The organism is Bifidobacterium sp. POST2/T3 (B1), assembly GCF_058197115.1.
In genome coordinates this window covers 13,273-27,661 of record NZ_JBVPQK010000006.1, presented here as the reverse complement: position 1 = coordinate 27,661, position 14,389 = coordinate 13,273, and the positions used below count along the sequence as shown (strand labels likewise).

Here is a 14,389-nt window from a genome sequence, read left to right as displayed (position 1 = left end):
CCCCGGATCAGGTCCAGCAGGCTCTTGTGCTGGCTCTTGGTCTTCTCGTCGCTTGCATCCTGGGCCTGACGGAAGGCAGGGGTGTCCTGAACCTTGGCCCTGAAGTAGACCGCGATGGCAGCCAGCGGCAAGGCGATGATGAAGGGGATGCGCCAGCCCCAGGCCAGCATGGCTTCCGGGGAGATGGAGAACTCCAGGAGGGAGACCAAGGCTGCTCCGAAGGCGTAGCCCAGGTAGGATCCCACGTCCAGCAGGGAGGCGAAGAAGCCACGATGCCGGTCAGGGGAATATTCGGTGACCATAGTCGAGGCGCCTGCGTACTCGCCGCCTGTGGAGAAGCCCTGGACCAGCTTGAGCAGGATAAGCAGAATAGGTGCCAGCGGACCGACGGCAGCATAGCTGGGCAGAAGGCCGATCAGCAGGGTGGCTGCGGACATGCTAAGCAGGGTGAAGGCCAGAATGCGCTGGCGGCCGACCTTGTCGCCCAGCTGGCCTAGGACCACGCCGCCCAGCGGGCGGGCAACGAAAGTGACGGCGAAAACACCAAGAGAGAAGAGCCGCTGCACGGCATCGGATGCGTCGGACAGGAAGACGCGGCCGATGGTTACCGCCAGGTAGCCGTAGACCCCCACGTCATACCATTCCATGAAGTTGCCGACCACGGTGCCGGCAATGGCCCGCTTGAGTGTGGACCTGTCCACTACGTTGATGTCGGTCAGATGCAGGCGCTCGCTCCAGCCCCGATGCGGTCTGGGATTCTGCTTGCGGGCCTTGCGTTTTGCTGCGGCCTGCTGCTTCTTCAGTTGTTTCTGGGTTTGTTTCTCGCTGAGACCGTCATGCTTGGTCGAATTTGTTTCGTCTTCTACCATTATTCCTTCTCCGGCCATGGGGCCGTTGTACTACTCCGAGGTTTGTCTTCTGCCGCAGCGGTCTCCTCTCGAACGCTTTACAAAAACGTCATAAATGTACATTTTACCACAAGGCCATTTTTCTCCCAGTTCATCCCTTGCAGCTAATCCGCGAACGGTTGTGAGGCATGGCACCAAACGATGAGGAGCAACGGCTGGATGCTGACTCATCGACTTTTATACCTTGGGTTGGTTGGCTCTCTAATGACAGCAACAGAGCGCTGCGTAATCCAGCCGAAGAGGTATTCATCGCCGATGTTGTCGGGAAGGAGATATGCAATCGTTGGTCGGAGTGATGATGTCTGGCGGTTGCCTGGATAGGTCATTCTCCATCCCAGGGTGGGAGGATGCGTGAGGGCCTTGGCCCGCTGATCCGATTGGTGATGGCCCTGGCTCCGGCCTTGATAAGAGGTACATACTGCTCCAGACGCTGCTCGTCGGAGCCCACTACGATGCTTATAGCTGCTATGACAGCCCCGGTATGGCCGAAGATGGGGGCGGCTACTGAGTGAACCGATGCCTTGGGCGTTTTCAGAAGGGCCACTTGATGCTGACGTATTATCTCCAGGTCACGGCGGACCGTTTTGGATGAAGGTCGTGGTGTCTGCCATGTGGGCCAAATGAACCGTTCCTGATCCAGAATCTCGTTGATTGTATCAGGGTCGGCATAAGCCAGGAGGACCCTGCCGACGGCGGTGGGAACCACAGGCAGGCGGTCACCGATATGGTAGTAGACCGGAATCCGATGCCTACCCTCTCGCCTGTCCAGGACCACCATCTCCTGGCCGTCTAGGACCCCCAGCTGGATGTGCTCCTCGGTCATTCTTGACAGCTTGTCCAGAACCGGGGAGGCTGCCTCGCGTATGTAGAGCATAGGCTGGGCGTATTGGGCGATCTCCATTAGCAAGGGGCCGATGGAATAGGAGCCTGACCGGTCCCTGCTCAGAGCCTGGTGAGCGGTGAGTTCCTTTAATAATCTGCTGGTAGTGCTGGCAGGCAGTCCAGTCCGATGCATGATCTGGGTCAGCGTCAGCGAGGGCTGGTCCGAAGTGAAGCAACTCAATATGGCGAAGGCACGGTCAAGCACGCCGCTGCGTGCAGCTCTGCTGGAATCGTGAGTTGCTGCCATAGCTCTGATCTGCTCCCATATCCTTTACAGGCAACCATAAGAAGGCCCATTGGGTCAAACCATGCCTTTTCCACTGGATGGGAATCGACTTCGTGCTCCTTTGATGGGACGAATAGAAACGGATATGTACCCGGGTTGGATCAGATCCAGGGAGCTGGCGCCAGGAAGCGACGATGCAGAGCAGCGGTGGTGACCGGATCCGGATGTTCCTGCTAGAGGACGTGCGCCCGGGAAAGAAGTAAACGAGTTTTACAGTCCAAAGGAGGACTTGACATGAGTGAACCAGGCAGGAAGCCGGATCATGATCCAGGGTATCTACCTTCTGAGTATCCCGACCCGCGCAAGACCATCGCTTTAGTCCTGATTGCCGCAGTTGGTCTCTACATCATGTGCATGAGTCTGGGTACGGCGCTCTCCCTACGAGTAGCTTCAGTCATGCCGGACCAGAAAGATACGGTCTACAGCCGTATGACTTCGGTAGGTTCTCTGCTCATGCTCTTCTTTATTCCCTTGGTCGGAGGTCTCTCAGACAGGACGACAAGCAGATTCGGTCGCCGTCGGCCTTGGATTGTAGGTTGCCTCCTGGTCTGTCTTGCGGCGGCTGCAGTCGTGGGCCTTTCCACCAACGTCTGGATCATGGGGGTTGCCTATGTGATCGCTATTGTTTTCATGCAGGCCGGGTTCAACGCTTACTCGGTCATCGCCGTGGAGGGAGTACCGGAGAATAGACGAGGAACAGTCATGGGGCTGATGGGACTCTTTGGGGCCCTTTCGTTTTCGGCAGGCACCTACCTCACGGGTGCCTTGGTGGGCAATGGCCTTCTGCTCATGACAGTGCCTATATTGCTTGGTTTGCTCACCTCGATTCCTCTGCTTCTCCTATACCGTGACCCGGTTAAGAAGCGTAGCCAGGTGCCACCGCTCAGCCTGAAAAAACTCTTTGGCGGTTTCTTCGTCAATCCCCGCAAACATCCCAACTTCGGATGGACCTGGTTGGCGCGTTTCCTCGTCGGTCTGGCCATGGCTTCAATGCAGACCTACTTCGTCTACTACCTGATCTCCGGTCTGCGTATCCCCCTCAACCAAGTGGGGAGCAAGGCCGGACTGCTCACGCTGTGTTCGGCCCCAATATCGGTCATTTTCTTCTCGTGTTCCGGATTTCTGACCGATCGTCTGGGCCGGAAGAAGCCCTTTGTCGTTCTGGCCGCCATCATAATGGCTGGTGCCCTCTGCTTGGGCGGGACATCCCATAGCTTCACCCAGTTCCTGATTGCTTGGGAGATCTTCTGCGTGGGGCAGGCCATGTATCTGACCGTGGATCTGGCCCTTTGCGCCGCCGTCCTGCCTGAGAGCAAGGATGCTGGCAAGGATATGGGCGTCTTCGCACTGGCTCTGAACGGGGCCAACGTTCTGGTGCCCGCCGTCGCCCCTATTGTCATCAACAGCGCCGGTGGGAACAATTACCCGCTGCTTTGGTTCATCGGTGCAGTGCTCAGTCTCTGCAGTGTAGTCATAATGCCCCTCATCAGGGGAATCAAATAGGAAGGGGGAAGGGTGCATGACCATGGCAGCAGTGACAGTCGGCAAGGTTGGTTTTGGGCAACACCCCGTTGCTGATCGGGTCATAGGATATGAGGATCGGAGGCCCTCTCTTTCGTGGAGGATTCTTTCAGCTCCTCACGGCTGGGAGCAGCATCGAGCTCAGGTTGAGATCGCCCAGGGTGGGCAGCCACCTCAGATTCACGACTTTGAAGGAGCGGATCAGATTTGCCTGCCTTGGCCTGGCACCCCTTTGAAGTCGCGTCAGTGCGCCCGTGTTCGAGTTCGGGTTGCAGGAGAAGACGGTAACTGGTCCTCCTGGTCCGACCCAACTCTGGTGGAGACCGGACTGCTCAGCAATGAGGACTGGCCGGGTTCACCGATTGAGCCTGATCCGGGTGTTGGCCGGGAAGATCCAGCGCCTATCATGGTGCGGTCTTTTACCGTGGGTCAGGGGTGTGATCTGGGTCGCCTGGATTTGACAGCGGGGGGTATTTTCATCCCCTATCTGGATGGATGCCGTATCGGTTGCGATGAGTTGACACCCGGTTGGACTGATTACAGAAAACGAATGAATGCTCTGACCTACGATCTGACACAGGTGCTTGCTCCGGGCCGGCACGAACTTGCAGTCATCTTGGGCAACGGGTGGTACCGTGGTCAACTCACCTGGACCTGCCGAACCGAAGTCTATGGGAAGAATCTGTGGCTTCTGGCCAATCTATTCTGGCGGGACCAGGATGGGGAGCACAGGCTTGCCACCGATCAGGATTGGACGTGGAGGTCTTCGCCCATTCTGGCGAATGACCTCTATGATGGGCAAACCCGGGACATGCGCATTCCGCTGCTCAACCAGGGGGGACAGACCCACCCGGTTCGGGCCTTGCCGATGCCGGCAGCGCGAATCAGACCACAGGAGGCGCCGCCCGCGCGGATTCTGGATCGCTTGCCTGGCCTGGAGATCATCACAACCCCATCCGGAGGAAAAATTGTGGATTTCGGCCAGAACGTGTCCGGCTGGGTCCGCATGCACGTCAGGCACGGGCAGCCTGGGCAGGAAGTGGTCCTCCGGCATGCCGAAGTTCTTGAAAAAGGCGAATTAGGCACTCGTCCTCTCCGCAACGCGAAGGCGACAGATCGTTTCATCCTCTCCGGAGGCGAGGAAGACCTGGAGCCCCTCTTCACCCAGCATGGTTTCCGTTATGTCCAGGTGGAGGGTGTGGAGGATTTTCGAGCTCAGGATCTGGAAGCCTGTCTGGTCTCAGCCGAGATGAAGCCTCTGGCAACTTTCAAGTCCTCGCGAGCCGAGCTGGATCGGCTTTTCCAGAACGCCCGCTGGTCCACTATGGACAACTTCATCGTGCTTCCCACTGATTGCCCCCAGCGTGATGAGCGCCTGGGCTGGACTGGCGATATTGCCATGTTCGCTCCAACGGCACTCGCCCTCTTCCGTGCCGGAGGATTTCTGGCATCTTGGTTGGAGGATATGGCTGACACCCAGGCTTCTGACGGGGGGATCCCCGTAGTAGTGCCAGACGTTTTGGACGGACCCAAACTGACTTGTGGCTGGGGGGATGCGGCTGTACTTGTCCCTTGGGCGATCTATCAGGCTACAGGGGATAAGGCGGTATTGCGTCGCTTCCTGCCCATGATGGACCGGTTCGTAGACGGTGTCGAAGTCCATTGCGGGGGCTCCCGTCTCTGGCGTGGAGGCTTTCAGTTTGGTGATTGGCTGGATCCGGATGCACCGCCAGACAATCCCGGGGGTTCCAAAGCCGACCCGGATGTAGTGGCCACTGCGTACTTTGCTCATTCGGCCCGTCTGGTGGCTCGGGCGCACCAGGCACTGGGAGAAGAGGACCAGGCTGATCACTACAGTCTGTTGGCCGACCAGGTGGCTCGTGCCTTCCGCGAAGAATACGTGACTGCCAACGGTGCAATTATTTCTGACTGTGCCTCGGTCTACGCCATGGCGCTGGTTTGGGACCTTCTGGAGACCCCAGACCAGCGTCAGGGTGCGGGTGATCGCCTGGCTGACATCATTCGGGTCAGCGGTTTCCGTATTTCCACCGGCTTCCTCGGCACACCCCTGGTATGCCCGGCCCTGGTTAAAAGTGGGCATCCACGCCTGGCCATTCGTCTCCTTCTGCAGGACCGGTGCCCCAGCTGGCTCTATCCAGTCACAATGGGAGCCACCACCATTTGGGAGCGGTGGGATTCCATGCTGCCCGACGGTTCGATCAATCCTGGGGAGATGACTTCGTTCAACCACTACGCTCTGGGTGCCATTGTCCATTGGATGCTTGAGGGTCTGGCCGGCCTGCAGATGCGCGAACCAGGTTGGAGGAAGGTCTGCGTATCTCCAGTTGTCGATCCCGCCGTCGCCCATGTCGATATCAGTCAGGAGACGCCATACGGGCTTATTCGATTGAATTGGGCGATCTGCGGCCAAATATTCCATCTGGAGCTGGAGATTCCTGTCGGCGTCCAGGCCTGTGTAGCTCTGCCGGGAGCGAGGGAAGAGACTTGCCGACATGGCCGGTATGCCTGGGATATTCCATTAGACCAGGTCTGCGGGCCATCGAGTCCGATCCGAACTATTCGCGACCTGATTGATTCGACCGTGTCCATGGATCGGTTGACCGAGGCTCTGAAGTTATCCGGATCGCCGGTTTATGTAGGTGATCAGGCGGATGTGGCCTTTACCAAAGCGGCTAAGCCGTGGTTGGATGCGGATCTGGACCGTTTGCCCGATGTCGCCTCCCAGCAGGGGTACGTTCCGGGAGCAGACGAGATAGAGCGGGTCTGCAGGAGCTTTCTGGCTGGTCTGAAAAAACAAGATTTGCACACAAAGGAAAAGGAGTAATTACCATGACAGCAATCCTGCCTGATCATTTTCTGTGGGGGGCCTCTACGGCCGGCCATCAGGTGGACGGAGGTGACACCGCTGCCGATACCACCTTCCTGGAGAGCGTTTCTCCCTCGGTATTCAAGGAACCAGCCGGAGATGCCTGCAGGAGTTGGGAACGATGGGCCGACGATCTGGACTTGATTAAAGGGATGGGACTCAACTCCTACCGCTTCTCCGTCGAGTGGGCGCGGATTGAGCCCGAGGAGGGCAATGTCGACCAGGATGCCCTGGATCATTACGATCGTATGGTGGACGGGTGCCTGGAGCGCGGGATTGATCCTGCGATCACCCTCTGCCACTTCACGATTCCTAGCTGGTTCGCAGCCAAGGGAGGGTGGCTCAATCATGATGCTCCCGCCATGTTCGCCGATGAGTGCGTTCGTGTTCTGGACCGGATTGGGGACCGGGTGGCTTTGGCCGTCACATTCAATGAACCTGATTTGCCTAGGATTCTGGACAACGGGAGCTTGCCCCAGGAGGCGGTGGACCTTCAGCGCGCGTGCATCAACGCGGCCACTAAGAAGGCCGGTGTGAAACAGTACCGTTCAGGCAATGTGGTCATCCCTGAAGAGGTGACCCAGTTGGAGTTCGGCTTCATCCGCGCCCATCGTGCTGCCGTGCAGGCTGTGCGCTCGGTTCGTCCCGAACTGCCGGTGGGCCTCTCCCTGGCTGTAATCGACGAAAGTTATAGGACTGAGGAGGGTAAAAAGTTAGCCATGGCCAAGCGTCGGTCCTGCTATGGTCCTTGGGCTCAGGCCGTCCAGGGAGACGACTTCGTTGGCGTCCAGAACTATGAGCGTGAGATATTCGGCGACGATGGGCCCGTCCCAGCTCAGCCAGGCGAAGAGGTCAACGAGACCGGTACTGCCCTCCACCCCGAGTCGCTGGTCAATGCCGTCAATTACATCCATCATCTGACGGGCCTGCCTGTTGTTGTCACCGAGCATGGTGTTTCCACGCAGGATGATGAGCTGCGGTGCCGCTTCCTCAAAGCGTCCATACCGCCCTTGATTGAACTCGTCCGTGATGGTGTTCCGGTCCTCGGCTACTTCCACTGGTCGCTTCTGGACAACTATGAGTGGATCAGTGCCTTCGACGTTCACTTTGGCCTTTGCTCAGTGGACCGTGAGCACGGTACCTTCGATCGCACCCCCAAGAAGAGTGCCGGGGTTTACCGCGACATCGTGACCAACACTGTTATCTGAAACCAGGGTCCGACCGTACGACATGTTGTATGGCGGTTCGGAGATTTCTGATAAGTGACCCCAGCGGATTCCGTGAAAGGAGTTCGTTGGGGTCATTCGATTTTCGTCGGACTACAGTTCAGCGATCAATCGCTTGTCCTCTGGCCGACTGTCTGGATTGCCCTATTCCTGCCGTACCTTGTCAGGCCTTCAGGAAGTCAGGATCCGCAAAGGCGGGGTTGGGATAGGTGTAGAACCCTTCTCCCGAATCCTTGCCGGTCTTGCCCTCGTCCATCATCTTCTGGATCTTCTCCAGGAAGGGCTTGAAGTCAGGGTTGTCTCCCCGCTGTTCCTTGGTGATATTGAAGGCGGTCCGCAGTCCCACAACGTCAAAGATGGCAAAGGGTCCCATGGGTGCGCCTGTTGCGATCATCCAGGTCTTGTCCACTGTCTCCGGATCCGCTATGCCCTGACCCCAAAGGTAGGAGGCGGCTTCGAGCAGGGGGATGAGAAGGGTGTTCAGGACGTATCCAGGCTGTTCCTTCTTCAGGACGATGGGAACCATGCCGATCTCCTTGGCATAGTCCACGATTTCATTGAAGACCTTGGGGTCGGTCTGATCGGTACCCATAATCTCAGCCGTGTTGTACAGCCAAACCTGGTTGGCGAAGTGCATGTTCAGGAACTTGTCCGGCCTGCCCGTGTCGGCTGCGAAGGTGCTGGGCACGTAGGTGGAGGAGTTGCTGGTGAAGATGGCGTCCTTGGGAGCCATCTTGGCCAGGTTCTGATAAAGGTCATGCTTGATCGAGGGCTTCTCCGGGACTGCTTCAATGACAAGGTCAGCGTCTTTGACGGCCTCGGCCATGTCGGCGGTGAAGGACATGTTGTTCAGCCCGGCGTCGAATTGCTCATCAGTGGCATTGATGTCGTGCTTGTAGGAATCGCGCAGGTTCTTGACGCGCTCCTCGGCAGCCGCCACAGCCTGGTCGTTGATGTCGTAGATCGTTACCTTCTTACCCTTGAAGGCTGATTGATAGGCAATCTGGCTGCCAAGCACCCCGCCGCCGGCAACCGTGACATTATGAATGTTCGTCATAGAAACCTCTTTTCGTTGCAATGCATCCATCTTTGGATACTTATTCCATAATACCGGCAGTGCCTGGGATTATTCTGGGCGTTCCTATGTCGCTGAAAGGCTGGAATAACAGGAGGTATCACGGCTTATTCGTCCGTTTAATTAATTGTGTGGAACACTGAAAATTTTGTCGCTTCGCTCACATGAATGTTATACGGCAGCCGTCGTCGCAGTGGGGTCGAGGGCTACTGTATTACGCAATCGGCCACCTGCATTCCTCGGTATCCGCAAGAGGGAAAAGTCACCGGACATCAAAAAAGACAGTCAGAGAATCTGACAGAACTCGATGGTCTCCTGATTGGGGCCGATGATGTTGAAATAGCGGATTCCGCGCTGCCAGAAGGTGGGAATGGACTGGATGGAGTCCTCTCTGATCTTCAATCCCATCTCCAGGGCATGCTCGTAAGCGGCATCGATGTCTGGCGTATCCAGCGCCCAGTGGTTGATGGCCCCGGTACGCATGGGCGCAGGTTCGCCCTCCCAGGTTTCGATGGTCAAATGTCCCAGACGCAGGAAGGCGCAGCGGTTCTCCCCGTTGGGGTAGATGCCGACCAGCTCGAACCCGAGTTTGTTGGTGTAGAAGTCGATGGTCTCGTCCAGATCACGGGCGATCATGCCCGAGTGCTGCAGGTCCTTGGCATAGTCCGACATTGGTCTCATGATGGCCGCTCCTTTGGTACCTTGATGCGCGATGCTTCCTGATATCTACTCTAGGCGATGGCCGTTCTGGCAGACGTGGATGCGTTCTGCGGTGCAGACATACGGCGAGGTGATAAACATGAATACACGTGATTTACCGCTGGAGAAGCAGCGGAAAGCTGCCTCATAGAGCGTCGTCGGTACACTAAGCAATATAGTGCGTATATTCTGTGCTGGCAGTTCACGGGAGTACGCAAGGCAGAGGACACAAATAATAGGGGTGTGAACACTGTGCGGAGTGGGCAAGGACGGAAACGGTCCGTATCCATTGTGGATGTGGCACGCGTGGCCGGCGTTTCCCATCAAACAGTATCTCGAGTGTTGAATGACCCTGGATCTGTGCGCCCAAAAACGTTGCAAGCGGTCAGAGCTGCCATACGGAAAACTGGATATCACCGTAATGAGAATGCCAGGGCTCTGAAGAGCTCGGTTTCTAATGGAATCGGTGTCCTCGCTTCGGACTCGCAGCAGTTTGGGCCAGGTCAGCTCTTGTGGAATGTAGAAAAGGCTGCGGGTGAACAAGGGTATTTGGCAAAGATATCCCTGTTGAAAAACAACAATGACAATGATGTCCAACGAGCTGTCGGCAAGTTGCTTGAATATGACGTCTCGGCAATTATTGTGCTCTCAACAGAGACATGGATAGAGCCTGTCGTCAGAATGGTTGCTGACCTGCCCCTTGTCAGTATCGGGTCCTCCTGCGCCCAAGAAGGACAATTCTCCGTGGTCGATACTGATCAGCAACAGGGTGTGCGCACTTTGTTGGATCATCTGGTGGCTCAAGGGGCACGACGCATCGACCACCTTTCTGGTCCCCACGGATGGTATTCGTCTGAAGCCCGTTTAGAGGAGTGGATGCAGGCATCATCACGTTACGCACTGACAGCGGGCCGTGTTTATCGAGGTAATTGGAGCGAGGAGTCGGGCTATCGCGTTGGTCTTGATATGGCCGATGACCTGCCGGATGCCGTCTTCTCGGCAAATGATCAAATGGCCATAGGGCTTATCAGAGCATTTTGTGATCGTGGATTGCGTGTGCCCGATGATGTGATGGTGGCCGGTTTCGATGGTGTTCCTATGGGGGCTTATACGATTCCATCTCTAACCACCGTTCAGCAGGATTTTGATGCGCTCAGCAGTCGGGCGGTCTCATGTGCGATCGATATGATTCATGGAGCAAGCATCAAGAAATTACTGATGCAGCCTCGACTGATCATCCGGGAGTCGACTAGCAGATAACGTTCCGGCGTCTTCGCATGCGTTTGACAGTTAATGTGAACGTGCTTATTATGCAACTGCTACATAACATGCATGGCTGCTTGTAATTCAATGTTAACTTATTGCTATGCATTCTTTGCAGTTATTAAGTGAACGTTCACTTAAGAAAGGGAAGGCAATGAAGTCTCTCGACCATATACTGTTCGGCGCTGCGTATTATGACGAATATCAACCCAGCTCGAACCTTGATGCCGACATGCAACTCATGCGTAAAGCCCATATCAATGTGATCCGTGTGGGCGAAGGAAGCTGGTCACACTGGGAACCGGAAGACGGACAATTCTCACTGGATTGGCTGGAGCCAGTTCTCGATAAGGCTGCTGAGAACAATATTCAAGCGATTATTGGGGTGCCGACCTTTGCCATACCTCAATGGATGGTGCGTAAGTATCCAGAGATTGCCTTGAGCGATGACCATGGTCAGAAGGTTCCTTTCGGCTCGCGAGAGGAGCATAGCTATAGCCACCCTGTGTTTCGGTATTACGCAGCCAGGCTTATCGGCAAGATTGTGGATCGCTATGCCGGGCATCCATCAGTCATCGGCTGGCAATTACATAATGAACCTGGCTTACGGCTGAACTATTCCACAGATGCCTTTGAAGGTTTTAAAGATTATCTGCGTAAAGAATACGGTAGCGTGGAACATCTGAATAAGGCATGGGGGTTGACGTACTGGTCTCATGAGTTATCTACTTGGGATGACTTATGGAAGCCCGAAGGCAACTGCCAGCCACAATACGATATTGCCTGGCATCGTTATCAGGCGCTGCTCACCGATGATATGCTCGCCTGGCAAAGTCGCCTGATCCGTCAGCATTGTCGCTCCGATCAATTCATCACGGTGAATATGGCTTTGGGGCGTGAGGCTGTTGATGAGGCCAGGTCTTCCGAGCATTTGGATGTAGCAGGTTCAGATCCGTATTTCCATATGCAAGACGGCTTGCAATTGCCTGAACCGGATATGGCAGAAGATGCTTGGTATCCTTCTGGCCCCTGGACGATTGCCCAGATGGCCGATAGGACGTATTCGCTGAAATCCGCTCCTTTCTTTGTGCTGGAAACGGACGGCGGGCCCATCGGCGGCTCCGCAGACAACTTCCCTGGCTATAAGGGGCAATGGCGCCAAGCTGGTTGGCAATTCGTCTCGCGTGGAGCGGATCTCATCGAATACTGGCATTGGCAACAGCTGCATTATGGTACTGAGATGTATTGGGGAGGTATTCTCCCCCATGACCGCAAGCCGGGACGTGTTTATGCGGAGATATCTCAGCTTGGCGGAGAGCTGGCAGCTGCCGGCGATGCAGTGACGGACCTTAAGCCGGATGCTGATGTGGCCATCCTGTATTCAGTCGGGTCACGTTGGGGCCTGACGTTCGAACCATACACAGCGATAAATGGTGCAGGAGATGCTCACCGTGCACGCAATGCCGGATCGTATGATCATATGCTTACGGCTTTTTATCGTGGTGCATTCCGCACTGGGCATCAGGTGCGAATGATTCAGGATACGCATCTTATCGATGGCTCTGCTGAAAAACCTGTAGTCGCGCCGACTGCATTCGTCAACCAGTACCCCCTGCTGCTGGTTCCAGGGGCGTATATATGCTCTGATGCCTTGCTCTCCTGGTTGCGTGAATATGTAAAAGCCGGCGGGCATCTGGTCCTGGGACCGCGTACGGCATATGCGGATCAGTACGCACGCGCGCGCATGGAAACCAAACCGTCAATGCTTGATGATCTTGCAGGCGCGGACTATCAGGAATTTTCCAATATCAAATCCCCTATATCAGTTAAGGGAACGGACTCATTTAAATTGCGTCCTGGATCTGCTGCCACTGAGTGGATTGATTGTCTACAGAGCGAGGGAGCGGAAATTCTGGCTACAAGCAACCACCCCCACTTCTCACAATTTCCCCTGATCACCAGCCATGTTGCCGGTCAGGGAAGAGTAACGATGATCGGCACGGTCCCCAACGAGGCTCTGGCTGCTTCGTTGTTCGACTATCTGCTTCCAGACGATCCGTGGTTGGCTGGTCAGACGACAATATCGCACTCCTCGGCGGTCAATCGATATGGTCAACGGCTGCATTTCCTCTTCAACTGGAGCTGGCAGACGCACAGGATCACCGTGCCTGTTTCATGTACATTGCTGGGCAAGAATGAGCCTTTGAGCAATGTTGAGCTGGGCCCCTGGGACGTGGCTCTACTACAGGAGACGCATGTCCTTGCCGACAATCCTACGGATTCAGGAAGGTGAGGATGATATGGATTCCGCAAGGTCAATGAACAGTGCGCAAGGGAAGACAGCGGAGACGGATAATGAACCCTCTGCTGCCTGGATGACTCCCCGTGATGATCAACAGCATCGCGTTCCTGTGCGCACGGGTGTGGCGCTCGCACTAGGTGTCCTGCTTTGGTTGGGGCCGTATCTCGGCCTGGTAGGTGTTCTGGTTCCTCAGCAAGTGGCGCGAATAGATCCTGCCAATAAAACGGGCGATATCGCATTGATGTCGACGGTGGCCATGATCGTATCCACTATCGCCAACATCGTGGAAGGCGGCCTGTCGGATCGGACACGTTCTCGATGGGGTCGTCGGACGCCATGGATCGTCGCCGGATCAGTTGGGACCTTTGTCTGTGTGCTGTTCTGGGGACAATGCTCTGCCGTGTGGCAAGTGGTCCTATCGGATTCGGTATATATGATTTTCCTGAATATGATTGTGGCGCCGTTGATTGCGGTTATTGCCGATCGGACTGCGCCGAAGTACCGTGGAACGATATCTTCCGTCTACGCACTCGGCAATTCGGCCGGACAATACGGTGGGCAGATGTTGGCCTCTTTCTTCCTTCCTATGCCTAAGACCGGATTTTTGGTTTTGGCAGTCATGTCTTTGTTGTCGGGTCCTGTGGCTGCTCTGATACTGCGCGAAGGTTCGACTAAAAACATGCCTGTTTCTCCAGTGACGTGGAAGACCTTCTCCGATAATTTTGTATTCCCGACCCATCATGTGCGGGACTATTATCTGGCCTTGTTCGGTAAGCTCAGCATACAAACCGCTTCATTCGCGATTTCTGGATATCAGCTTTACATATTGACCGACTACGTAATGCTCAAAGGTAACGCTCTGCAGGCATATGTCTCGGCTATTTCCATGATCATGATGGTGACCGCAATCGTCATGTGCATCGGCGCCGGTCCTGTTTCTGACAAATTGCATATACGGAAAGTACCGGTCATCATCGCAGGTCTGCTGATAGCGGTTGGATCGTTTCTGCCTGCTTTGACCAATCGTCCCTTCATTATGCTGGCATACGCCGTGGTTGTGGGCATTGGCATGGGAATGTTCAATTCCGTGGACCAGGCGCTGAATATAGAAGTGCTGCCTGATCAGCGGACAGCAGCCAAGGATCTTGGTATTCTCAACATTGCCAATAACGGAGGTCAGGTGCTGGGACCCATTTTCTCTGCCGCGATCATCAAGATTGTCGGTTACAGCGGGGTCTTCCCACTGGCGGCTGTTCTGGCGGCCGTCGGTGTCTGCCTGATTTTCTTTATTCGCAAGGTCAAATAATGATGCGAATGATGAGCTGATCAGCATATAGGCA

Annotated in this window: 10 protein-coding genes and 1 pseudogene; 7 read left to right on the top strand and 4 right to left on the bottom strand. The window is 55.6% G+C overall.

What is annotated here, in order from left to right; genetic code table 11:
- The coding region (locus AC0AP0_RS00855; protein WP_490428904.1) for an MFS transporter at positions 1-869 on the bottom strand (869 nt) is incomplete at its 3' end.
- A 361-nt stretch (positions 870-1,230) separates the two neighbouring features.
- Complete coding sequence (locus tag AC0AP0_RS00850) at positions 1,231-2,037, bottom strand: IclR family transcriptional regulator (RefSeq protein WP_198191202.1); 807 nt, start codon at positions 2,035-2,037, stop codon at positions 1,231-1,233.
- Positions 2,038-2,310: 273 nt separating this feature from the next.
- Here AC0AP0_RS00850 and AC0AP0_RS00845 point away from each other — a divergent pair, with 273 nt between their 5' ends.
- The 3 genes from AC0AP0_RS00845 to AC0AP0_RS00835 are packed head-to-tail and all read left to right on the top strand — an operon-like array spanning position 2,311 to position 7,692.
- Positions 2,311-3,579 (top strand): MFS transporter, encoded by a 1,269-nt coding sequence (locus tag AC0AP0_RS00845; RefSeq protein WP_490428901.1) that lies wholly within the window; start codon positions 2,311-2,313, stop codon positions 3,577-3,579.
- Positions 3,580-3,595: 16 nt separating this feature from the next.
- Positions 3,596-6,442, top strand: a complete 2,847-nt coding sequence (locus tag AC0AP0_RS00840) for a family 78 glycoside hydrolase catalytic domain (protein ID WP_490428899.1) — start codon at positions 3,596-3,598, stop codon at positions 6,440-6,442.
- 5 nt (positions 6,443-6,447) lie between these two features.
- Positions 6,448-7,692: a glycoside hydrolase family 1 protein gene (locus tag AC0AP0_RS00835; protein WP_490428898.1), complete on the top strand. Its 1,245-nt coding sequence runs from the start codon at positions 6,448-6,450 to the stop codon at positions 7,690-7,692.
- Positions 7,693-7,873: 181 nt separating this feature from the next.
- Here AC0AP0_RS00835 and AC0AP0_RS00830 read toward each other — a convergent pair whose 3' ends face one another.
- Both AC0AP0_RS00830 and AC0AP0_RS00825 read right to left on the bottom strand, forming a co-directional pair.
- Positions 7,874-8,767, bottom strand: a complete 894-nt coding sequence (locus tag AC0AP0_RS00830) for a 3-hydroxyacyl-CoA dehydrogenase (RefSeq protein ID WP_198191205.1) — start codon at positions 8,765-8,767, stop codon at positions 7,874-7,876.
- Positions 8,768-9,070: 303 nt separating this feature from the next.
- On the bottom strand, positions 9,071-9,466 hold the full coding sequence (locus AC0AP0_RS00825) for a VOC family protein (protein WP_110425957.1): 396 nt from the start codon (positions 9,464-9,466) through the stop codon (positions 9,071-9,073).
- 261 nt (positions 9,467-9,727) lie between these two features.
- On the opposite strand from AC0AP0_RS00825, the pseudogene AC0AP0_RS00820 reads away from it, so the two are divergent.
- The 4 genes and pseudogenes from AC0AP0_RS00820 to AC0AP0_RS00805 form a co-directional block, all read left to right on the top strand.
- Positions 9,728-9,895: pseudogene (locus AC0AP0_RS00820) on the top strand (LacI family DNA-binding transcriptional regulator); the annotation flags it as partial.
- Between the two features lie 99 nt (positions 9,896-9,994).
- A complete protein-coding gene (locus AC0AP0_RS00815; protein ID WP_490428906.1) occupies positions 9,995-10,744 on the top strand; it encodes a substrate-binding domain-containing protein in 750 nt (249 codons plus the stop codon).
- 106 nt (positions 10,745-10,850) lie between these two features.
- The gene (locus tag AC0AP0_RS00810; RefSeq protein ID WP_490428895.1) at positions 10,851-13,040 is read left to right on the top strand and encodes a beta-galactosidase; all 2,190 of its coding nucleotides are present in this window, start codon (positions 10,851-10,853) and stop codon (positions 13,038-13,040) included.
- Positions 13,041-13,065: 25 nt separating this feature from the next.
- The gene (locus AC0AP0_RS00805) at positions 13,066-14,355 is read left to right on the top strand and encodes an MFS transporter (protein ID WP_046323933.1); all 1,290 of its coding nucleotides are present in this window, start codon (positions 13,066-13,068) and stop codon (positions 14,353-14,355) included.
- The last annotated feature ends 34 nt before the right edge of the window (positions 14,356-14,389 follow it).